This window comes from Klebsiella sp. PL-2018 (assembly GCF_019048985.1).
GTDB classification, from domain to species: Bacteria; Pseudomonadota; Gammaproteobacteria; order Enterobacterales; family Enterobacteriaceae; genus Klebsiella; species Klebsiella michiganensis.
Map to the genome: position 1 here is coordinate 67,145 of NZ_CP077673.1, position 20,732 is coordinate 87,876.

A 20,732-nucleotide genomic window follows, 5' to 3' on the forward strand; every position below is an offset into this window, starting at 1 on the left:
AAGTACGCGATAAAGAATTGCGTACTGAGCACAAAGAATTTGCCTGGCGGCACTAGCGCGGTGGTCCCACCTGACCCCATGCCGAACTCAGAAGTGAAACGCCGTAGCGCCGATGGTAGTGTGGGGTCTCCCCATGTGAGAGTAGGGAACTGCCAGGCATCAAACAAGTGAAGAGCCCATCCTGACGGATGGGCTTTTTGCGTTTTTGTCGTCTGAAACTATCAGCAGATGCCTTCAGAAGGCGCGATCATGGCTATATCTCTGCAATAACTATCGGTCCTCGTTAAACCCCTTTAACCACTGCATAATAAAAGCGGCTATTTGCGGGACATCATTTAAATCTAACAGTGGAAGCGATGTCTCGACCGGCGTATCGCTGGCTATGGCAATCACGTCATCGTCATAAACTAATTCTTCAATACTATGCCCGCTGTTTTGCCGAAAAAGCAGGATTTTGGGCACAGCTTCATGCTTAAAACCCTCAACCAGGACTAAATCTAACGTTGATGCATCCATTCGGCTAACCAGCCATTCCAGATCCTGCGGAGGCTCTTCGGGTGTTTCCGTCATTAATGCCCAACGCTGGGAGCTGGCGACAATCGTCTGAGCCGCTCCGGCTTTACGCAGTTCATAGCTGTCTTTACCGGGTTTATCCACGTCCATATCGTGATGAGTATGTTTAATTAGCCCTGGCCGTAAGCCTTCCGCGCGCAGTGCCGGAATCAGCGACTTCAGTAGGGTGGTTTTACCTGTACCGCTCCAGGCTGCGATGGCTAAAAGCGGAATCATGATGGCACCTGCATACGTTGCAAATCGTCGAGAGTATTGACGTTAATAAATGCTGATTTTACATCGCTAAAATCGACGCTATGACCGCCAATTTTGCGCAGAAATACCATTACCCGTCTTTCTCCTGCGGCCAGATACGTTTCCAGTTCGCCGATCGCCTCGCGATTCACCAGAGCAATGGCCGGATGGTCACGTTCACCATCGTGTACCCAAACGGCTGGAGAGGATTTTCTCTGCTGTATTAAGCGCGTCGCCAGAAATGATGGGATAAATGGCGTATCACAGGGACAAAACAGAAACCACTCGCCCTCAACCTGATGCATTACGGAAAGCATGCCGGCCAACGGCCCGGGAAAGTCGTTCAGAGAGTCGGTAATAATCGGGTAGCCGCTGCTTCGCCAGCAATCAAGATTGCGGTTAGCGCTAATTACCAGCTTTGTAACCTGCGGCTGCAGCGCATCGGCGACATGACGCCAGAGGGCTTTACCTTTCAGCAGCTGTAATCCTTTATCTATTCCTCCCATGCGCGAGCCTCTTCCTCCCGCCAGCACGACGCCGGTTATGACCTTGCCCTGCATATTAATATCGCCTCTTTCATTGTGGGATTGTCCCTGCTAACGTATTCCTATCAAGAGTAAGGAGCATTGCTATGAAATGTAAACGTCTGAATGAAGTCATTGAACTCCTCCAGCCAGCCTGGCAGAAAGAACCCGAGCTGAATTTAATGCAATTTTTGCAAAAACTGGCAAAAGAGGCCGGATACACCGGTGAGTTGAGCGATCTCTCTGACGATATTCTGATTTATCATCTGAAGATGCGCGACTCGGCAAAAGAAGCCGTTATTCCCGGGATTCAGAAAGATTATGAAGAAGATTTTAAAACCGCGCTGCTACGCGCTCGCGGCGTGATTAAAGAGTAAAAGGTTGTAAGCGCTGCCGCGGAATCGGCAATGAGATGATATCCTGTATCATTCGTACGATTATCGGATGTCAGGATGCACGATAAGGCTTTCACTTTTCAGACGCTTCACCCGGATACCATCATTGATGGCTTATTTGATCTGGGAATGCGGGTGGACTCCGGTCTCACTCCGCTTAATAGCTATGAGAACCGGGTTTACCAGTTTCAGGACGAAGATCTTCGCCGCTATGTGGTGAAGTTCTATCGTCCTGAGCGCTGGTCCGCCCAGCAGATCCTCGAAGAACATCAGTTTTCCCTCCAGCTCGTGCAGGACGAAGTCCCTGTAGCGGCGCCGTTGTCGTTTAACAACAGTACCCTTCATCAGCATCAGGGATTCTTTTTCGCCGTATTCCCAAGCCTGGGTGGACGTCAGTTTGAGGCGGATAACCTCGATCAGATGGAATGGGTTGGGCGCTACCTTGGCCGTCTGCATCAAACTGGACGCAAACAGCGTTTTGTCGCGCGTCCGGAGATAGGGACGAATGAGTATCTTCTTGAGCCACGCCAGGTCTTTGAGCTTTCCCCGCTGATACCTGCAGGTCTGAAAGAGGCTTTTCTCAGCGCTACCGATAAGCTGATTGATGCGGTAATGGCGCAATGGCACGGACGCGCCAATATTTTACGGTTACACGGTGATTGCCATGCGGGAAACATCCTCTGGCGCGATGGGCCACTGTTTGTTGATTTAGATGATTCACGTAATGGACCTGCTATCCAGGATCTGTGGATGTTGTTGAACGGCGATAAAGCCGAACAACGGATGCAGCTTGAGATGATCATTGAAGCGTATGAAGAGTTCAGCGCTTTCAATACCGATGAAATTGCCCTCATCGAACCTTTACGTGCAATGCGGTTAGTTTATTATCTGGCGTGGTTATTAAGGCGCTGGGAAGATCCCGCTTTTCCTAAAAACTTCCCGTGGTTAACCGGGGAAGATTACTGGCGCGGGCAGACAACAACTTTTCTTGAGCAGGTAAAGGTTCTGCAGGAACCGCCTCTTCAGTTAACGCCAATGTATTAATGTGATATATCCAGGAGAGAATTAATCATGAAAAAAATTTGGCTGGCGCTGGCTGGTATGATTCTGGCTTTCAGTGCATCCGCTGCCCAGATCACCGACGGTAAGCAGTATATTACCCTCGATAAGCCCGTTGCCGGTGAGCCGCAGGTGCTCGAGTTTTTCTCGTTCTACTGCCCGCATTGCTATCAGTTTGAGGAAGTTCTTCATGTATCAGATAACGTGAAGAAAAAGCTGCCTGAAGGCGTCAAAATGACGAAATACCACGTTGAGTTCCTGGGTCCGTTAGGCAAGGATCTGACTCAGGCGTGGGCCGTTGCGATGGCGCTGGGTGTGGAAGATAAAATTACCGTGCCGATGTTTGAAGCGGTACAGAAAAACCAGACCGTCCAGACCGTGGCCGATATCCGTAAGGTCTTCGTTGACGCCGGCGTTAAAGGTGAAGATTACGATGCAGCCTGGAACAGCTTCGTGGTGAAATCCCTGGTGGCTCAGCAAGAGAAAGCCGCCGCTGATTTCCAGCTGCAGGGCGTGCCGGCTATGTACGTTAACGGTAAATACCAGCTTAACCCGCAGGGTATGGATACCAGCAACATGGACGCATTTGTTGCCCAGTATGCCGATACCGTTAAGCAGCTCGTTGAGAAGAAATAAAAAATAAACGCCGGTTACTGACCGGCGTTTTTCTTTTCTGCGCCCACAATTATTTCTCTGCCTGCTGCATTATTTCCGTTAACTGCCGATCTTTCTCTTCCCAAAGCCTGTTTAGCCAGCGCTGAAAGCGTCGCTTAAAGTTTTTGTCATTTACATAATCGCCGTGCAGCTCTTCCGTCACAGGTTCAAGACTGACTCTCACCACAATCCGCGTCAATCGGCCGCTCAGCATGTCATAAAACGGCTTTTGGTTGTTTTCCGGATAGCATAACGTGACGTTCAAAAGCTTATCAAACTGCGAGCCGAGCACGCTTAATGCCATGGCAATACCCGCAGCCTTTGGCGATAACAGATTCTGGTAAGGCGAACGGGCCTGCTGTTGCTTTTCTTCCGTGAAACGAGAGCCTTCGACAAAGTTAACAATCGTTGTTGGATGCGCGCGGAATTTCTCGCAGGAGCGGCGAGTGGTTTCAACATCTTTGCCCCGGCGTTCTGGATGGCGGAGTAAGTAGCCTCGGGAATAGCGGCGCATAAAAGGCATATCCAGCGCCCAGCAGGCCAGCCCAATAAACGGCACCCAGGCGAGCTGTTGCTTGAGGAAATATTTATTCATCGGGATATGTTTGCGAAACAGCACGCAAAGCACCACGATATCTGCCCAGCTATGGTGGTTGCTGATGAGCAGATACCAGTTTTTCTTATTCAGGCCATCCAGGCCCTGTATATCCCATTTAAGCCAGGGATTAAGAGGCAGCAGCAGAGCCAGCCCTTCACACCAGCAGTACATCATGAAATTGCAAAAAACGGATATCGAGCGCCAGACCGCAGGAATAGGCACAAGAAGTTTAATCAGCCCGGCGACGATGATTGGCACCGAGCAGATTATGGTGACTATGATAGTCAGGGCGATACTCAGCGGGAGCGTTATCGCGGCGAGTAATCTCGACATAGTTAATTTATTCAGAAAGTTAGATTGACAAAGAACGCGTTTAAACGGCGCAAGAGGCTGATTTTACCAGAAAATAGCGTAAATAACGGGTCTTACCAGAACAGAAAAATTTTCGGATCTTATATCCACATGGAACATTGAGTCGCCATGGTGTTATTAAAGCAAATTATGCGTGTATAACTTAATGATAAATATGAAATAATTTGTTTATGGATGATTTAATTAACGATTGTTTGGCTGTCGTTATAAAAATATTCACAAAGTTATCCACAGGATAGCCCATAACGCGATCGAAAGGATCGCAGAATCTTTTCGACGAAATGCGGGAAAAATTCAGGATTTAATGCCCGTCTGTGGCATCCTTTACCGATAATCTGATAAACAGGCACGGAAATTATGGTTCAGATCCCAGAAAACCCTCTCATCCTCGTTGACGGCTCCTCTTACCTTTATCGGGCATATCACGCGTTCCCCCCGCTGACGAATAGCGCTGGTGAACCGACAGGCGCAATGTATGGCGTGCTGAATATGCTGCGAAGCCTGATCCTGCAGTATCAACCGACCCACGCTGTCGTCGTGTTTGATGCCAAGGGGAAGACTTTCCGTGATGAACTGTTTGAGCACTATAAATCTCATCGCCCGCCGATGCCGGACGATCTGCGTGCGCAGATCGAGCCGCTGCATGCCATGGTAAAAGCGATGGGCCTGCCGCTAATGGCTGTTCCTGGCGTAGAAGCCGATGATGTCATCGGTACCCTGGCGCGTGAAGCTGAAAAGGTCGGGCGTCCGGTACTGATTAGCACCGGCGATAAAGATATGGCCCAGCTGGTTACGCCGGGTATTACGCTGATTAACACCATGACCAACACTATCCTTGGCCCCGATGAAGTGGTGACGAAATACGGCGTACCACCGGAGCTGATCATCGATTTTCTGGCCCTGATGGGAGATTCATCGGACAATATTCCAGGCGTACCTGGCGTGGGAGAAAAGACAGCGCAGGCGTTACTGCAGGGGCTGGGTGGTCTTGATACGTTATACGCTGAGCCTGAAAAAATCGCCGGGCTGACCTTCCGCGGCGCAAAAACGATGGCCGCAAAGCTGGAACAGAATAAAGAGGTGGCGTACCTCTCTTATCAGCTGGCGACGATCAAAACGGACGTTGAGCTGGAGCTGGGCTGTGAAGATTTGCTGGTTGCGCAACCCGTCGCTGATGAACTGCTCACGCTGTTTAAAAAATATGAATTCAAACGCTGGATCACCGATGTAGAGTCCGGCAAGTGGATGCAGGCAAAAGGCGCTAAGCCTGCGGCAAAGGCGGTTGTAGCGGTGGCTGACGTGGCCGATGCGGAGGAGGAAACCGCGACGGCGCTCTCTTCTGAAAATTATGTCACGATCCTTGATGAAGAAACGTTGTTGACCTGGGTTGAGAGCCTGAAGAAAGCGCCGCTTTTTGCCTTTGATACCGAAACTGACAGCCTCGATAACGTATCCGCCAATATGGTTGGCTTATCCTTCGCCATTGAGCCTGGCGTTGCGGCCTATGTACCGGTTGCCCATGATTATCTGGATGCACCGGATCAGATCCCGCGCGACCGTGTCCTTGAGCTGCTGAAACCGCTACTGGAAGATGACAAAGTTCTGAAGGTTGGGCAAAACCTCAAATATGACCGCGGTATCCTGGCTAACTACGGCATTGAACTGCGCGGTATTGCCTTTGATACCATGCTGGAATCCTACATTCTTGACAGCGTGGCGGGCCGCCATGATATGGATAGCCTCTCCGATCGCTGGCTGAAGCACAAAACCATTACCTTTGAAGAGATTGCGGGTAAAGGTAAAAACCAGCTCACATTCAATCAGATCGCGCTGGAAGAAGCGGGCCGCTACGCGGCGGAAGATGCCGATGTCACGCTGCAGCTGCACCTCAAAATGTGGCCTGAACTTCAGCAAAATGAAGGCCCGCTGAACGTCTTTAAAAATATTGAAATGCCGCTGGTGCCGGTGCTATCCCGCGTGGAGCGTAACGGGGTGAAGATTGATCCGGCCGTGCTGCATGCGCATTCTCAGGAGATAGCCAAACGCCTGATTGAACTGGAGAAGAAGGCGTATGATATCGCGGGTGAGGAGTTTAACCTCTCTTCGCCGAAGCAGCTGCAAACCATCCTGTTTGAAAAACAAGGTATTAAGCCGCTGAAGAAAACCCCGGGCGGCGCGCCGTCTACCTCGGAAGAGGTGCTGGAAGAGCTGGCGCTGGACTATCCGCTGCCGAAAGTCATCCTCGAGTATCGTGGTCTGGCAAAACTCAAATCCACCTATACCGATAAGCTGCCGCTGATGATCAGCCCGAAAACGGGCCGGGTTCACACCTCTTATCACCAGGCGGTTACGGCAACGGGACGTTTGTCGTCTACAGACCCGAACCTGCAGAACATTCCGGTGCGCAACGAAGAAGGGCGGCGCATCCGTCAGGCGTTTATTGCTCCGGAAGATTATCTCATTGTCTCTGCCGACTACTCGCAAATTGAACTGCGCATCATGGCGCATCTTTCCCGCGACAAGGGCCTGCTGACCGCGTTTGCGGAAGGGAAGGATATCCACCGCGCGACGGCGGCAGAGGTCTTTGGTTTGCCGCTGGAGAGTGTCAGCAGCGAACAGCGCCGCAGCGCGAAGGCGATCAACTTCGGCCTGATTTACGGCATGAGCGCATTCGGCCTTGCGCGCCAGCTCAATATTCCACGCAAAGAAGCGCAAAAGTATATGGATCTCTACTTTGAGCGCTATCCGGGCGTGCTGGAGTATATGGAGCGCACCCGCACCCAGGCCAAAGAGCAGGGGTATGTTGAAACGCTTGATGGCCGTCGTCTCTACCTGCCGGACATCAAATCCAGCAACGGCGCGCGCCGCGCCGGTGCCGAGCGTGCGGCGATCAATGCGCCGATGCAGGGAACCGCTGCCGACATTATTAAGCGCGCGATGATCGCCGTAGATAGCTGGTTATTAAGCGAAAAACCGCGCGTGCGGATGATTATGCAGGTACACGATGAACTGGTCTTTGAAGTGCATAAAGACGACCTTGAGGCGGTTGCGAAAAAGATCCACGAACTGATGGAAAGCAGCACGACGCTGGCGGTTCCGCTGCTGGTGGAAGTGGGTAGTGGAGAAAACTGGGATCAAGCGCACTAAGTATTCGGTAAGGAAGGTCATTTCTTGTAAGTGAGTAACATAACCTATCGCATTTTGTGATGATCATTTGAATTTGCTATGTAAAGAGTGAAAAAAAACTACAAAAAATGCTTTATCCGTAACCGAAAGAAGAGTAGAGTTAAAGACGTAGGGTACAGAGGTAAGATGTTCTATCTTTCAGACCTTTTACTTCACGTAATCGGATTTGGCTGAATATTTTAGCCGCCCCGGTCATTTATGACCGGGGCGTTTTTTATTGCGCGAAAGAAAATTTTTTGTGTATCGATGCTGATGAGGCGGGCTACCCGGATAGAGCCTCACGCGCCGCTATCCGGAGAAGTTAGCGAGATTATTCGCCTTCTTCAGAGGCTTCCTGAGGAGGGATATCGTTATACCAGCTATCCAGCTTCTGCCGTAGTTTATCCACGCCCTGCTTCTTCAGGGAAGAAAACGCTTCGACCTGCACATCTCCGTTAAAGGCGGTGACCGCTTCACGAACCATGGCGATCTGCGCTTTTCGCGCGCCGCTGGCCAGCTTATCGGCTTTGGTTAGCAGCACCAGTACCGGGATATCGCTTTCCACCGCCCATTGGATCATCTGCTGATCGAGATCTTTAAGCGGATGACGAATATCCATCAACACAACCAGCCCTTTCAGACAGAGGCGTTTCTCCAGATATTCACCCAGCGCGCGCTGCCACTTGATTTTCATCTCTTCCGGAACTTGGGCATATCCATAGCCCGGCAGGTCGACCAGGCGTTTGCCTTCAGCGACTTCAAACAGGTTAATAAGCTGCGTACGGCCTGGCGTCTTCGAAGTACGCGCGAGGCTTTTCTGGTTAGTCAGCGTGTTCAGCGCGCTGGATTTCCCGGCGTTAGAGCGGCCAGCAAAGGCCACTTCAATACCGGTATCGGCAGGAAGATGGCGGATATCTGGCGCGCTAGTGACAAAATGCGTCAGTTGATAATTCCAGTTGGTCAAGACGGTCGTCTCCGTTAAATCAGGCTTTGACGGGGATTATACCTGAACAACAGAAAAAGGCTGTTTTTACCGCACCTCATCGCTGTAAGTTAAAACCACAGTCTTTGTGAGACATTGGCTATTGGTTATATGAGAAATTCATGAGAAAAGTCTGATTAAAAATAATACAAAATTATATAAATCATTGCGTTAAAATGAAAGAAAATTCTGAAACTCGTTTTTTTTCTGTACAGTCGGTTGTAGGTTTCCCGCAAACCAGTAAAGTAGCGGTCAAGGGCGAGGATGCTAACAGGATTATGACTCAGGATGAGGAGTCAGGAAGCGCCAGGAGGCGAAGACTACGGATTGTCAGGATGACAAACGTCTGGAGACGTTTTAAAAGGAAATGGATGTAACAGGGATTGTTGGTAGCTAAAGGAAAGACAGGGTGTGTCGTTAGCTAACATGGAAAGTAGAAGCCCATTAAGGGTTATCAGTGCGGAAAAAGGCGACAGAGTAATCTGTCGCCTTTTTTCTTTGCTTGCTTTCTGCTAGATTCCGCCTCAATTCTATACTGAAGAAAACGGCCTGAAGATTACACAACATGAAAAAACCGACATCCGTACCTCGCGGCAAAAAAAATCGCAAAACGCGTGAAGAATTGAACCAGGAAGCCCGCGAGCGCAAGCATCAGAAGAAGCATCGCGGCCAAGCGGCAGGAAGTCGTGCGACCGGCGGCGACACCGCTTCAGCAGGTAAAAAACAAGGTCAGCAGCAAGATCCCCGAATTGGCAGTAAAAAACCAATCCCGCTGGGCGTAACTGAAAATGCTCCGGCGATTAAGCAGCATAAACCAAAGAGCGAGAAACCTATGCTTTCACCGCAGGCTGAGCTGGATTTGCTGGAGAACGATGAGCGCCTGGACGCGCTGCTGGAACGTCTGGAAGAGGGCGGTACCCTGAATGCTGAAGAGCAGGCCTGGGTTGACGCTAAGCTGGATCGTATTGATGAGCTGATGCAGCAGTTGGGCCTCTCATACGATGATGACGAAGATGAAGAAGAGGAAGAGCGCAAAGAAGATATGATGCGCCTGCTGAAGGGTGGAAACTAACGTTTGCACCCCATCGGATTCCCGGTCCTGCTTATAACCCTTCTGGTTATATGTTATCTGCTGTGGTTATTCGTTAAACTACGACGGTTGTCGCGGCGTCAGAAATGGCTGCGCAACCGGCTCATTACCCGAGGTGCGGTTGGGCCGGGGCGGCGTACCCGCCGACGGTACCATCGGAAGGAGTGAGCATGTCTGTGCAGTTAATCGACTGGGATCTGGCCCTGATCCAGAAATATAACTATTCCGGGCCGCGTTATACTTCGTATCCCACCGCGCTGGAGTTTTCTCCAGAATTTGGTGCCGCTGAATTTGATGCGGCGGTAGCCCGCTATCCGCAGCGTCCCCTCTCGCTGTACGTGCATATCCCGTTTTGCCATAAACTCTGCTATTTCTGCGGCTGCAACAAAATCGTCACTCGTCAGCAGCATAAGGCCGACCAGTATCTGGATGTGCTTGAGCAGGAGATTATTCATCGCGCGCCGCTTTTTGCTGGCCGCAAAGTTAATCAGCTGCACTGGGGCGGCGGTACGCCAACCTATTTAAACAAGACGCAAATTAGTCGTCTGATGGGGCTGCTGCGTACCCATTTCAATTTTAACGCGGATGCAGAGATCTCCATTGAGGTTGATCCGCGCGAAATCGAACTCGATGTCCTGGATCATTTACGCCTCGAAGGCTTTAATCGCCTGAGTATGGGCGTGCAGGACTTCAACAAAGAAGTGCAGCGCCTGGTGAACCGCGAGCAGGATGAAGCGTTTATCTTCGCGCTACTCAACCACGCGCGCGATATCGGCTTTACCTCTACCAATATCGACCTGATTTACGGTCTGCCGAAGCAAACGCCGCAGAGCTTCGCGTATACGCTACAGAAAGTGGCGGAGCTCAACCCCGATCGTCTGAGCGTATTCAACTATGCGCATCTGCCAACGCTCTTTGCTGCACAGCGCAAAATCAAAGACGCCGATCTACCTTCTGCAGAACAGAAGCTGGACATTCTTCAGGAGACGATTGTTTCGCTGACGGCCGCGGGATATCAGTTTATCGGCATGGACCACTTTGCCCGTCCGGATGATGAGCTGGCGATAGCCCAGCGTGAAGGTATCCTGCATCGTAACTTCCAGGGGTATACCACCCAGGGAGACACCGATCTGCTGGGGATGGGCGTCTCGGCGATCAGCATGATTGGCGATTGCTATGCGCAGAACCAGAAAGAGCTGAAGCAGTATTATCAGCAGGTTGATGAAACCGGAACGGCGCTGTGGCGCGGTATTGCGTTGACGCGCGATGACTGCATTCGTCGCGACGTGATTAAGGCGCTAATTTGTCACTTCCGTCTCGACTTCGCTGCGGTAGAAGCGCAGTGGGATCTTACCTTCGATAGCTACTTTGCCGACGATATGAAATTGCTGGCACCGCTGGCCAAAGATGGGCTGGTGGAGGTGGATGAGAAGGGCATTCAGGTGACGCCGAAAGGCCGGCTGCTGATACGCAATATCTGCATGTGTTTTGATACGTATCTGCGCCAGAAAGCGCGGATGCAGCAGTTTTCCCGCGTGATATAAAGCATACCCCCACTCCAGGAAGGAGCGGGGGTATTATCAGCTAAACAGCCCAACCATCGCCGCGCACAGAACGGCAGCTACCGCCGTCTGCGGCGTATGACCCGCTGCAACACCGCTCGATATAATATTAATAAATGATTCAAGCATGATTTCTCCCCCCGTCTTTCCGGGCAAGATCATACTCAACGCATGGCAACAGTAAAGTACAAAATAGCAGCAGTTTGCGCTGGATGACTATTTTTTACTCGCCGCCGCGCTGCTACTCCATTCCCAACTCTTTTAGCTTACGCGTCAGGGTATTACGACCCCAGCCCAGCAGGCGAGCCGCCTCTTGTTTATGCCCCTGCGTGTGGCGTAACGCGGTGGTCAGCAGCGTGCGCTCCATCTCCGGCTGCGCTTCCGAGAGCAGGTTTTGATGACCGGAACGCAAAGCGCGATCGGCCCATTGCCCCAGCAGCGTGGCCCAGCTATCCGGCAGCATTTGCGTCGGGTTATCCGGTATCGCCGTTTCAAACAGCTCGCTGGGAAGATCCTGCGTCAGAACCTCCTGACCTGCGGCCATTACCGTCAGCCAGCGACAGGTGTTTTCCAACTGACGTACGTTGCCCGGCCATGCCAGTCGGGTTAACGCCATCTCCGTCTCCGGATGCAGCTGTTTGGCCTCCACGCCCAGCTCACGGGCGGCAATTTGCAGGAAATGTCTCGCCAGTCGCGGGATATCTTCCCGACGCTCGCGCAGCGGCGGCAGATGGACGCGAATCACGTTCAGGCGGTGAAATAAATCCTCGCGGAATTTTCCTTCCTGGACGCGCAGTTCAAGGTTCTGGTGGGTGGCGGCAATAATGCGTACATCCACCTTCACCGGCGCATAGCCCCCCACGCGATAAAACTGGCCATCGGCCAGTACGCGCAGCAGACGTGTCTGTACGTCCAGCGGCATATCGCCGATCTCGTCGAGGAACAGCGTGCCGCCGTCTGCCTGCTCGAATCGCCCCTGGCGCACGGTATTGGCGCCGGTAAAGGCCCCTTTCTCGTGGCCAAACAGTTCTGACTCAATCAGATCTTTCGGAATGGCCGCCATATTTAGCGCGATAAACGGCGCCTTGGCGCGCGGGCTGTGGCGGTGGAGAGCGTGGGCAACCAGCTCTTTACCGGTACCGGACTCGCCGTTGATCAGTACGCTGATTGATGAACGCGACAGGCGGCCGATAATGCGGAAGACGTCCTGCATGGCCGGCGCTTCGCCGATGATATCGGCCGTTGGGCTATTAATCGGCGCATTACGCGGCTGCTGCTGTTCCTGGTAATGGCTAATGGCACGATCAACCAGCGCCACCGCTTCATCGATATCAAACGGTTTCGGCAGATAATCAAAGGCGCCCTGCTGATAGGCGCTGACCGCCGCGTCAAGATCCGAATGCGCCGTCATTATGATGACCGGGAGCATCGGATGGCGCTGTTTAATTTGCTTTAGCAGCGCCAGTCCATCCATTCCCGGCATGCGGATATCAGACAGCAGCACATCCGGGGTTTTGGTCGTGAGGGCATCAAGCACCTCGTTGCCGCTTTCAAACGTTGTACAACTTAAGCCTGCCCCGGTGAGCGCGCGTTCAAGCACCCAACGGATGGAGCTATCGTCGTCAACGATCCATGCTATCCCTCGTTGCATAAACACCTCTACTTCCGAATAGGCAGGTACACCGAGAATTCGGTATGCCCTGGCCAACTGGTAAATTCAATTTTGCCGGAGTGCTGATCGATAAGGCTGCGGGCGATAGACAGCCCGAGTCCGGTACCGCCTTCGCGCCCGCTCACCATCGGATAAAACAGCGTATCCTGTAAGTGAGACGGTATTCCCGGGCCGTTATCTTCAACGTCGATACGCGCAGCGAGGCGGTAGCGCACGCCGTGCAGGGTTAACTGAAAGGCCGTACGGGTGCGCAGAGTGATTTCGCCGCCCTCCGGTCCCAGAGCCTGCAGCGCATTACGGACGATATTCAGCAGCACCTGTTCAATTTGGTCCGGGTCGTGCGGCAGTTCTGGCAGGCTGGGGTCATAGTCGCGAACCAGCTTGACGTTATCCGGCAGCTCCATCGACACAAGCTTTACCACCCGCTCAGCGACCTTGTGGATGCTTTCTGTTACGTGCATTCCGGGATGCTGTGGTCCCAGCAGACGGTCAACCAGATTTCTTAACCGATCGGCCTGTTCAATAATGACTTTGGTATATTCCATTAGCGCAGGATCGGGCAGCGCTTTGCTCAGCAGCTGTGCCGCGCCGCGCAGACCGCCCAGCGGATTTTTAATCTCGTGGGCCAGGCCACGCACTAAGTCGCGAGCGGCAATCTGCTGTGCGTGCTGTAGCTGCTCCTGGCTCAGACGGCGCTGATTATCCATCGGCGCCATTTCCAGCAGGATATAGCCTTCAGGCAGGCGTTGCGCCGTCAGGGAAAGGATGTGCGAGCGGCCATCAATGACCAGCGTCACTTCGTTATCGGTAAACCCTTGACCCGCAGCGAGGCTCTCCTGCATGAGGCCGATATTCAGCGAGAAATAGCTCAACAGCTCCGGCAGCGGCGTGCCGAATAATTTACGCGAACTTTGCGCCAGCAGCTGCTGCGCCGCCGGGTTCGCGTAATGCACCGCCAGGTCGTCATCGACCAGTAAGATACTGTTGATTAAAGAGTTAAGGATCTGCCCAGCATCGGGCAGTGTGCCTGTTGCCATTCGACAGTCTCCTGAAAATGAGTGCACTATTTTAGTGCAGTATAGCTTTTTATGTATAAAAAGCTCATGAGATCAGCGTGTTGGTGGAGAAAAAAGCCCATCCTGAGATGGGCTGAAAGTTTCCACGGCAACAAAACATCCTTGGTATCCCACGCCACAACACGGAATACCGCGGATTTACAGCAAAATTAGACGCTGTAGTACAGCTCGAACTCAACCGGGTGCGGAGTCATACGTACGCGGTCGTTTTCTTCAATACGCAGGGCGATGTAAGCATCGATAGCGTCGTTGGTGAATACGCCACCGGCGGTCAGGAATTCACGGTCTGCGTCCAGCGCGTTCAGTGCTTCTTCCAGAGAACCTGCAACCTGTGGGATCTCTTTCGCTTCTTCCGGCGGCAGATCGTACAGGTTTTTATCCATGGCTTCGCCCGGATGGATTTTGTTCTTGATACCGTCAAGGCCAGCCATCAGCAGCGCAGCGAAGCACAGGTACGGGTTAGCCGCCGGGTCCGGGAAGCGAACTTCGATACGGCGCGCTTTCGGAGAGGTGACAACCGGAATACGGATAGACGCGGAACGGTTACGGGCAGAGTAAGCCAGCATAACCGGCGCTTCGTAACCCGGGACCAGACGCTTGTAGGAGTTGGTGGTCGGGTTAGCCAGGGCGTTAATCGCTTTCGCGTGTTTGATAACGCCGCCGATGTAGTACAGCGCTTGTTCAGACAGGCCTGCGTATTTGTCGCCAGAGAACAGGTTTACGCCGTTCTTGGAGAGGGACATGTGGCAGTGCATACCGGAGCCGTTATCGCCAAACATCGGTTTTGGCATGAAGGTCGCGGTTTTGCCGAAACGGTGTGCGACGTTGTGCACAACGTATTTGTAAATCTGAATTTCGTCCGCTTTTTTGGTCATGGTGTTAAAGCGGGTAGCGATTTCGTTCTGACCCGCAGTCGCCACTTCGTGGTGGTGAGCTTCAACAACCAGGCCCATCTCTTCCATGATCATACACATGGTGGAGCGGATATCCTGAGAGGAGTCTACCGGCGGAACCGGGAAGTAACCGCCTTTCACGCCCGGACGGTGGCCTTTGTTGCCGCCTTCGTATTTGGTGGAGGAGTTCCATGCGCCTTCGATATCATCGATAGCAACGTGGGAACCGGAGATGGACGCACCAAAACGGATGTCGTCGAACAGGAAGAATTCTGGTTCTGGCCCGAACAGTACGGTGTCAGCCAGGCCGGTAGAGCGCAGATACTCTTCAGCGCGCTTAGCAATGGAGCGCGGGTCACGGTCATAGCCCTGCAGCGTGCCGGGTTCCAGGATGTCGCAGCGGATGATCAGCGTCGGTTCTTCATAGAACGGATCGATCAGCGCGGTGGTTGCATCCGGCATCAGGACCATGTCGGATTCATTAATACCTTTCCAGCCGCCAATCGAGGAGCCATCAAACATTTTGCCTTCTTCGAAGAATTCGGCATTTACCTGATGAGAAGGAATAGTAACGTGCTGTTCTTTACCTTTGGTATCGGTGAAGCGCAGATCGACAAACTTCACTTCATGCTCGTTCAGCATCGTCAAAACGTGTTCAGCGGACATACTTAAACTCTCCCGGATTGGTCATTGTCGTCGTGGAAACGAAAACTTTTTAACTACGAAAAGTGGCGTTGTTGCCTTAAAAAATATAAAGCGAAATCTGTGCCAACTTTTAAATTGCCCCCAAAAGGCGTTATCATGCACATCATCGTGCAAAAGGGCTGCACCAAAATGAATGCATTGCACCAATATAGTGCATTTGTGTGAACATTGGGCACTTATTTGGTGCAATTGACCTTTAATAACCCTTTTAACGCTCCGTGAAAGCGATCACAAAGAATCTCTGCAATACTTGTTTGCGGAGGATGTTTGTGATCCTGTTTTGTACTGCGATTAATCCGTGTACAATAACGCGCTATTTCTAATGCCTGAGGCAAAGTTGTGATCGAAAATTTGCGTAATATCGCCATCATCGCGCACGTTGACCATGGTAAAACTACCCTGGTTGATAAGCTGCTACAGCAATCCGGTACGTTCGACGCGCGTGCCGAAACTCAAGAGCGAGTGATGGACTCCAACGATTTGGAGAAAGAGCGCGGGATTACCATCCTGGCTAAAAACACCGCTATCAAATGGAATGACTACCGTATCAACATCGTTGATACCCCAGGGCACGCCGACTTCGGTGGTGAAGTTGAACGTGTCATGTCCATGGTTGATTCCGTTCTGTTGGTCGTTGATGCAATGGATGGTCCGATGCCGCAAACGCGCTTCGTGACCAAAAAAGCCTTTGCTCATGGCCTGAAGCCAATTGTTGTTATCAACAAAGTTGACCGTCCGGGCGCGCGTCCTGACTGGGTTGTCGATCAGGTATTCGACCTGTTCGTTAACCTCGACGCTACCGACGAGCAGCTGGACTTCCCTATCGTTTACGCTTCTGCGCTGAACGGTATCGCGGGTCTGGATCACGAAGATATGGCTGAAGACATGACGCCGCTGTATCAAACCATCGTCGATCGCGTACCGGCGCCGAACGTTGACCTTGATGGCCCGCTGCAGATGCAAATCTCCCAGCTGGACTACAACAACTACGTTGGCGTCATCGGCATCGGCCGCATCAAGCGCGGTAAAGTGAAGCCGAACCAGCAGGTCACTATCATTGATAGCGAAGGCAAAACCCGTAACGGTAAAGTCGGTAAAGTTCTGACCCATCTGGGCCTTGAGCGTATCGAGAGCGACGTCGCAGAAGCTGGCGATATTATCGCGATCACCGGTCTGGGCGAACTGAACATCTCTGACACCATCTGCGATACGCAGAATGTTGAAGCGCTGCCGGCGCTGTCCGTTGATGAGCCGACCGTCTCTATGTTCTTCTGCGTTAACACCTCGCCGTTCTGTGGTAAAGAAGGTAAGTACGTTACCTCTCGTCAGATCCTTGACCGCCTGAACAAAGAGCTGGTACATAACGTCGCGCTGCGCGTTGAAGAAACGCCGGATGCAGACGCATTCCGCGTTTCTGGCCGTGGTGAACTGCACCTGTCCGTTCTTATCGAGAACATGCGTCGTGAAGGTTTCGAAATGGCGGTTTCCCGTCCGAAAGTTATCTTCCGCGAAATCGATGGCCGTAAGCAAGAGCCGTTCGAAAACGTCACGCTGGACGTTGAAGAGCAGCACCAGGGTTCTGTGATGCAGGCGCTGGGTGAGCGTAAAGGCGATCTGAAAAACATGAATCCAGATGGCAAAGGCCGCGTACGTCTCGACTACGTGATCCCAAGCCGTGGTCTGATCGGCTTCCGTTCAGAATTCATGACCATGACCTCCGGTACCGGTCTGCTGTACTCCACCTTCAGCCACTACGACGACGTTCGTGCGGGTGATGTGGGTCAGCGTCAGAACGGTGTTCTGATCTCCAACGGCCAGGGTAAAGCGGTTGCGTTCGCACTGTTCAGCCTGCAGGATCGCGGTAAGCTGTTCCTGGGCCACGGCGCAGAAGTTTACGAAGGCCAGATTATCGGTATTCACAGTCGTTCTAACGACCTGACGGTAAACTGCCTGACCGGTAAGAAACTGACCAACATGCGTGCGTCCGGTACTGACGAAGCAACGGTTCTGGTTCCGCCGGTTAAGATGACCCTGGAGCAGGCTCTGGAGTTCATCGATGACGACGAACTGGTAGAAGTCACCCCGACTTCTGTCCGTATCCGTAAACGTCACCTGACCGAGAACGACCGTAAACGCGCGATGCGCGGTGCGAAAGAAGATTAATTAACGCTTCTTTCTGCTATCTGAACCCTGCCTCAATGGCAGGGTTTCTTTTTTGTACAAAGCCCTGCCGCCCGTAGTCAAACTCCCCCTTTCCCGCTACAGTTAATTTTCCACGGTGCAAAAGGAGAGGACCATGCTCTATATCTTTGATTTAGGTAATGTGATTGTCGATATTGACTTCAACCGGGTGCTCGGGACGTGGAGTGATTTAACGCGCATTCCCCTTGCGACGCTGCAGCAGCATTTCACCATGGGCGAAGCGTTCCACCAGCATGAGCGCGGTGAAATCAGCGACGAAGATTTTGCGGCGGCGATGTGCCATGAAATGAACATGTCGCTAAGCTACGAGCAGTTCTCCCACGGCTGGCAGGCGGTTTTCGTTGCCCTGCGCCCGGAGGTTATCGCGATTATGCAAAAATTACGCGAGCAGGGGCATCGCGTTGTGGTTCTGTCCAACACGAACCGTTTGCATACGACTTTCTGGCCGGATGAGTACCCTGAAATACGCGCCGTTGCTGATCATATCTATCTTTCTCAAGAGATGGGGATGCGTAAACCGGAAGCGCGGATCTATCAGAGCGTCCTCGACGCTGAAGGTTTCGCCGCTGACGATACGGTCTTCTTCGATGATAACGCGGACAATATCGCCGGGGCTAACCAGCTTGGCATAACCAGTATTCTGGTGACCGGGAAGGAAACCATCCCCAACTACTTTGCTAAACAGCTATGCTAAAAACCGTTCATCAAAAAACAACGCGCCATCTGCGGCCGCTGGTCGCCTGGCTAAAGCTGTTATGGCGGCGTATTGATGAAGATAATATGACGACCCTGGCAGGCAATCTTGCCTACGTGTCGTTACTCTCCCTTGTGCCGCTGATTGCCGTCGTGTTCGCGCTGTTCGCGGCATTTCCGATGTTTTCTGATGTCAGTATTCAGATTCGCCACTTTATTTTCGCCAATTTCATTCCGGCAACCGGAGATGTCATTCAGGCCTATATTGAGCAGTTTGTCGCCAACTCCAGCCGGATGACCGCCGTGGGCGCTTTCGGCCTGATTGTGACATCGCTGCTGCTGATGTATTCGATTGATAGCGCGTTGAACACCATCTGGCGCAGTACCCGAACCCGGCCCAAAACCTACTCCTTTGCGGTTTATTGGATGATCCTTACCCTGGGGCCGCTGCTGGCGGGGGCCAGCCTGGCGATCAGCTCCTATCTCCTGTCGTTACGCTGGGCCAGCGACCTGAATAGCGTGATTGACGATGTGCTGCGTATTTTTCCGCTCATTTTATCCTGGGTGGCATTCTGGCTGCTTTACAGCATTGTGCCGACGGCCGAGGTGCGTAACCGCGATGCGATAATCGGTTCCCTGGTTGCGGCGCTGCTCTTTGAGGCGGGTAAGAAAGCTTTTGCTTTATATATCACCGCGTTCCCGTCATATCAGCTGATTTATGGCGTGCTTGCCGTGGTGCCTATTTTGTTTGTCTGGGTGTACTGGACGTGGTGTATCGTCTTGCTTGGCGCTGAAATTACTGTCACTCTCGGTGAATACCGCAAACTGAAAAAAGAAGAAACAGAACAATCATGATTGCATTAATTCAACGCGTATCCCGAGCTAGCGTTACCGTGGAGGGTGAAGTGACGGGCGAAATCGGCCCCGGGCTTCTGGTACTGTTAGGCGTCGAGAGAGACGATGATGAGCAAAAGGCGAACCGCCTGTGCGAGCGCGTGCTGGGATACCGTATTTTTAGCGATGCTGAAGGCAAAATGAATCTGAACGTGCAGCAGGCTGGCGGCAGCGTGCTGGTGGTTTCGCAGTTTACGCTGGCAGCCGATACCGAACGCGGGATGCGTCCTGGTTTTTCGAAAGGGGCTGCACCGGATAAAGCGGAAGCGCTGTACGAGTATTTCGTTGAGCGCTGCCGCCAGCAGCAAATGAATACGCAGACCGGGAGATTTGCTGCCGATATGCAGGTTTCTCTGGTGAATGATGGTCCCGTGACCTTTTGGTTGCAGGTATGAGCCAGCTTCCGGGCAGGCTGCGGGTAACAAAAGAGAGTACAGCTATGTATCACCTTCGTGTACCGCAAACAGAAGAAGAGTTAGAGAGCTACTACCAGTTCCGCTGGGAGATGCTGCGTAAGCCGCTGCATCAGCCGAAAGGGTCCGAGCGCGATGCGTGGGATGCGATGGCGCACCATCAAATGGTGGTCGATGAAGAGGGCAATCTGGTTGCCGTCGGGCGGCTGTATGTGAATGCGGAAAACGAAGCTTCTATCCGTTTTATGGCCGTCCATCCGTCAGTACAGGATAAAGGGCTGGGAACCCTGATGGCGATGACGCTGGAGTCCGTCGCCCGTCAGGAAGGCGTTAAGCGCGTGACCTGTAGCGCCCGCGAAGATGCAGTGGAGTTCTTCGCTAAGCTCGGTTTTGTGAACCAGGGCGAAATCACGACGCCGACGACCACGCCGATCCGTCATTTTCTGATGATTAAGCCGATAGCCTCGCTGGACGATATTTTACATCGCGGCGACTGGTGCGCTCAGCTGCAGCAGGCCTGGTATCAGCACATCCCTCTCAGCGAGAAAATGGGCGTGCGCATTCAGCAGTATACCGGGCAAAAGTTTATCACCACCATGCCGGAAGCCGGTAACCAGAACCCGCACCATACGCTGTTCGCCGGCAGCCTGTTTTCTCAGGCAACGTTAACCGGCTGGGGGCTTATCTGGCTGATGCTGCGCGAGCGGCATCTTGGCGGCACAATTATTCTTGCCGATGCGCATATCCGCTACAGTCAGCCTATTAGCGGACGCCCCAGCGCCGTTGCCGATCTTGGCTCGTTAAGCGGCGATCTTGACCGGCTGGCGCGAGGCCGCAAAGCGCGCGTTCAGCTGCAGGTTGAGCTATTTGGCGACGAGCGGCTGGGCGCGGTTTTTGAGGGTATCTATATTGTTCTTCCCGCGAAACCGTTCGGCCCCTATGAAGAGGGCGGTAACGAAGAGGAGTAGTCTCCCTT

At 52.6% G+C, this 20,732-nt stretch carries 19 protein-coding genes and 1 rRNA gene; 12 read left to right on the forward strand and 8 right to left on the reverse strand.

All coding sequences use genetic code 11. The features are described from left to right. Positions 1–42: 42 nt before the first annotated feature. Positions 43–158: ribosomal RNA gene (gene rrf, locus MKleb_RS00295) — 5S ribosomal RNA — on the forward strand. A 112-nt stretch (positions 159–270) separates the two neighbouring features. On the opposite strand, the gene mobB is transcribed toward rrf, so the two are convergent. After that, positions 271–789 (reverse strand): molybdopterin-guanine dinucleotide biosynthesis protein MobB, encoded by a 519-nt coding sequence (gene mobB / locus MKleb_RS00300; protein ID WP_025106518.1) that lies wholly within the window; start codon positions 787–789, stop codon positions 271–273. Further along, a complete protein-coding gene (mobA, locus tag MKleb_RS00305) occupies positions 786–1,367 on the reverse strand; it encodes a molybdenum cofactor guanylyltransferase MobA (RefSeq protein WP_025106519.1) in 582 nt (193 codons plus the stop codon). Before mobA ends, mobB begins: the two co-directional genes overlap by 4 nt. A 71-nt stretch (positions 1,368–1,438) precedes the next feature. Here mobA and MKleb_RS00310 point away from each other — a divergent pair, with 71 nt between their 5' ends. From MKleb_RS00310 to dsbA, 3 genes are all read left to right on the forward strand, one after another. Then, positions 1,439–1,708 carry a YihD family protein gene (locus tag MKleb_RS00310; protein WP_025106520.1) on the forward strand — a complete coding sequence of 90 codons (270 nt, stop codon included), beginning with the start codon at positions 1,439–1,441 and terminating at the stop codon, positions 1,706–1,708. A 75-nt stretch (positions 1,709–1,783) separates the two neighbouring features. Further along, positions 1,784–2,770, forward strand: a complete 987-nt coding sequence (locus MKleb_RS00315) for a serine/threonine protein kinase (protein WP_025106521.1) — start codon at positions 1,784–1,786, stop codon at positions 2,768–2,770. A 27-nt stretch (positions 2,771–2,797) separates the two neighbouring features. Further along, entirely contained in the window at positions 2,798–3,421 is a 624-nt protein-coding gene (dsbA, locus tag MKleb_RS00320) for a thiol:disulfide interchange protein DsbA (RefSeq protein ID WP_004855816.1), read from the forward strand. A 49-nt stretch (positions 3,422–3,470) separates the two neighbouring features. On the opposite strand, the gene MKleb_RS00325 is transcribed toward dsbA, so the two are convergent. Continuing rightward, entirely contained in the window at positions 3,471–4,370 is a 900-nt protein-coding gene (locus MKleb_RS00325) for an acyltransferase (RefSeq protein ID WP_025106522.1), read from the reverse strand. Positions 4,371–4,766: 396 nt separating this feature from the next. Here MKleb_RS00325 and polA point away from each other — a divergent pair, with 396 nt between their 5' ends. Further along, entirely contained in the window at positions 4,767–7,556 is a 2,790-nt protein-coding gene (gene polA / locus MKleb_RS00330) for a DNA polymerase I (protein ID WP_025106523.1), read from the forward strand. Between the two features lie 349 nt (positions 7,557–7,905). Here the strand turns inward: polA and yihA are convergent, their stop codons facing one another. Further along, positions 7,906–8,538, reverse strand: a complete 633-nt coding sequence (gene yihA / locus MKleb_RS00335) for a ribosome biogenesis GTP-binding protein YihA/YsxC (protein ID WP_025106524.1) — start codon at positions 8,536–8,538, stop codon at positions 7,906–7,908. A gap of 583 nt (positions 8,539–9,121) precedes the next feature. Between yihA and yihI the strand changes: the two genes are divergently transcribed. Further along, a complete protein-coding gene (gene yihI / locus MKleb_RS00340; protein ID WP_217076391.1) occupies positions 9,122–9,628 on the forward strand; it encodes a Der GTPase-activating protein YihI in 507 nt (168 codons plus the stop codon). A 188-nt stretch (positions 9,629–9,816) separates the two neighbouring features. Further along, on the forward strand, positions 9,817–11,190 hold the full coding sequence (gene hemN / locus MKleb_RS00345) for an oxygen-independent coproporphyrinogen III oxidase (protein ID WP_025106525.1): 1,374 nt from the start codon (positions 9,817–9,819) through the stop codon (positions 11,188–11,190). Between the two features lie 36 nt (positions 11,191–11,226). Here hemN and MKleb_RS00350 read toward each other — a convergent pair whose 3' ends face one another. The 4 genes from MKleb_RS00350 to glnA all read right to left on the reverse strand — a co-directional run bounded on the left by MKleb_RS00350 (position 11,227) and on the right by glnA (position 15,515). Then, positions 11,227–11,337, reverse strand: a complete 111-nt coding sequence (locus MKleb_RS00350; RefSeq protein WP_004855828.1) for a YshB family small membrane protein — start codon at positions 11,335–11,337, stop codon at positions 11,227–11,229. A gap of 112 nt (positions 11,338–11,449) precedes the next feature. Further along, positions 11,450–12,859 carry a nitrogen regulation protein NR(I) gene (glnG, locus tag MKleb_RS00355; RefSeq protein ID WP_004107350.1) on the reverse strand — a complete coding sequence of 470 codons (1,410 nt, stop codon included), beginning with the start codon at positions 12,857–12,859 and terminating at the stop codon, positions 11,450–11,452. A gap of 8 nt (positions 12,860–12,867) precedes the next feature. After that, a complete protein-coding gene (gene glnL, locus MKleb_RS00360) occupies positions 12,868–13,917 on the reverse strand; it encodes a nitrogen regulation protein NR(II) (protein WP_004127098.1) in 1,050 nt (349 codons plus the stop codon). Positions 13,918–14,105: 188 nt separating this feature from the next. After that, positions 14,106–15,515: a glutamate--ammonia ligase gene (gene glnA / locus MKleb_RS00365; protein WP_004127100.1), complete on the reverse strand. Its 1,410-nt coding sequence runs from the start codon at positions 15,513–15,515 to the stop codon at positions 14,106–14,108. Positions 15,516–15,893: 378 nt separating this feature from the next. On the opposite strand from glnA, the gene typA reads away from it, so the two are divergent. The 5 genes from typA (at position 15,894) to fabY (ending at position 20,724) form a co-directional block, all read left to right on the forward strand. Further along, positions 15,894–17,717: a ribosome-dependent GTPase TypA gene (gene typA, locus MKleb_RS00370; protein WP_004127103.1), complete on the forward strand. Its 1,824-nt coding sequence runs from the start codon at positions 15,894–15,896 to the stop codon at positions 17,715–17,717. Between the two features lie 133 nt (positions 17,718–17,850). Beyond that, on the forward strand, positions 17,851–18,450 hold the full coding sequence (gene yihX, locus MKleb_RS00375; RefSeq protein ID WP_004127106.1) for a glucose-1-phosphatase: 600 nt from the start codon (positions 17,851–17,853) through the stop codon (positions 18,448–18,450). After that, complete coding sequence (locus tag MKleb_RS00380; protein ID WP_217076393.1) at positions 18,444–19,304, forward strand: virulence factor BrkB family protein; 861 nt, start codon at positions 18,444–18,446, stop codon at positions 19,302–19,304. The genes yihX and MKleb_RS00380 overlap by 7 nt, the downstream gene beginning before the upstream one ends. After that, positions 19,301–19,738: a D-aminoacyl-tRNA deacylase gene (dtd, locus tag MKleb_RS00385; protein ID WP_014227372.1), complete on the forward strand. Its 438-nt coding sequence runs from the start codon at positions 19,301–19,303 to the stop codon at positions 19,736–19,738. Before MKleb_RS00380 ends, dtd begins: the two co-directional genes overlap by 4 nt. Positions 19,739–19,782: 44 nt before the next feature. Next, positions 19,783–20,724, forward strand: coding sequence for a fatty acid biosynthesis protein FabY (gene fabY, locus MKleb_RS00390; protein WP_009652900.1), 942 nt, complete (start codon positions 19,783–19,785; stop codon positions 20,722–20,724). The last annotated feature ends 8 nt before the right edge of the window (positions 20,725–20,732 follow it).

Bases quoted from the DNA above. Each gene is read 5' to 3' on its own strand.
- mobB (WP_025106518.1), bottom strand. From the start codon at position 789: ATGATTCCGCTTTTAGCCATCGCAGCCTGGAGCGGTACAGGTAAAACC.
- mobA (WP_025106519.1), bottom strand. From the start codon at position 1,367: ATGCAGGGCAAGGTCATAACCGGCGTCGTGCTGGCGGGAGGAAGAGGC.
- MKleb_RS00310 (WP_025106520.1), top strand. From the start codon at position 1,439: ATGAAATGTAAACGTCTGAATGAAGTCATTGAACTCCTCCAGCCAGCC.
- MKleb_RS00315 (WP_025106521.1), top strand. From the start codon at position 1,784: ATGCACGATAAGGCTTTCACTTTTCAGACGCTTCACCCGGATACCATC.
- dsbA (WP_004855816.1), top strand. From the start codon at position 2,798: ATGAAAAAAATTTGGCTGGCGCTGGCTGGTATGATTCTGGCTTTCAGT.
- MKleb_RS00325 (WP_025106522.1), bottom strand. From the start codon at position 4,370: ATGTCGAGATTACTCGCCGCGATAACGCTCCCGCTGAGTATCGCCCTG.
- polA (WP_025106523.1), top strand. From the start codon at position 4,767: ATGGTTCAGATCCCAGAAAACCCTCTCATCCTCGTTGACGGCTCCTCT.
- yihI (WP_217076391.1), top strand. From the start codon at position 9,122: ATGAAAAAACCGACATCCGTACCTCGCGGCAAAAAAAATCGCAAAACG.
- hemN (WP_025106525.1), top strand. From the start codon at position 9,817: ATGTCTGTGCAGTTAATCGACTGGGATCTGGCCCTGATCCAGAAATAT.
- MKleb_RS00350 (WP_004855828.1), bottom strand. From the start codon at position 11,337: ATGCTTGAATCATTTATTAATATTATATCGAGCGGTGTTGCAGCGGGT.
- glnG (WP_004107350.1), bottom strand. From the start codon at position 12,859: ATGCAACGAGGGATAGCATGGATCGTTGACGACGATAGCTCCATCCGT.
- glnL (WP_004127098.1), bottom strand. From the start codon at position 13,917: ATGGCAACAGGCACACTGCCCGATGCTGGGCAGATCCTTAACTCTTTA.
- glnA (WP_004127100.1), bottom strand. From the start codon at position 15,515: ATGTCCGCTGAACACGTTTTGACGATGCTGAACGAGCATGAAGTGAAG.
- yihX (WP_004127106.1), top strand. From the start codon at position 17,851: ATGCTCTATATCTTTGATTTAGGTAATGTGATTGTCGATATTGACTTC.
- MKleb_RS00380 (WP_217076393.1), top strand. From the start codon at position 18,444: ATGCTAAAAACCGTTCATCAAAAAACAACGCGCCATCTGCGGCCGCTG.
- dtd (WP_014227372.1), top strand. From the start codon at position 19,301: ATGATTGCATTAATTCAACGCGTATCCCGAGCTAGCGTTACCGTGGAG.
- fabY (WP_009652900.1), top strand. From the start codon at position 19,783: ATGTATCACCTTCGTGTACCGCAAACAGAAGAAGAGTTAGAGAGCTAC.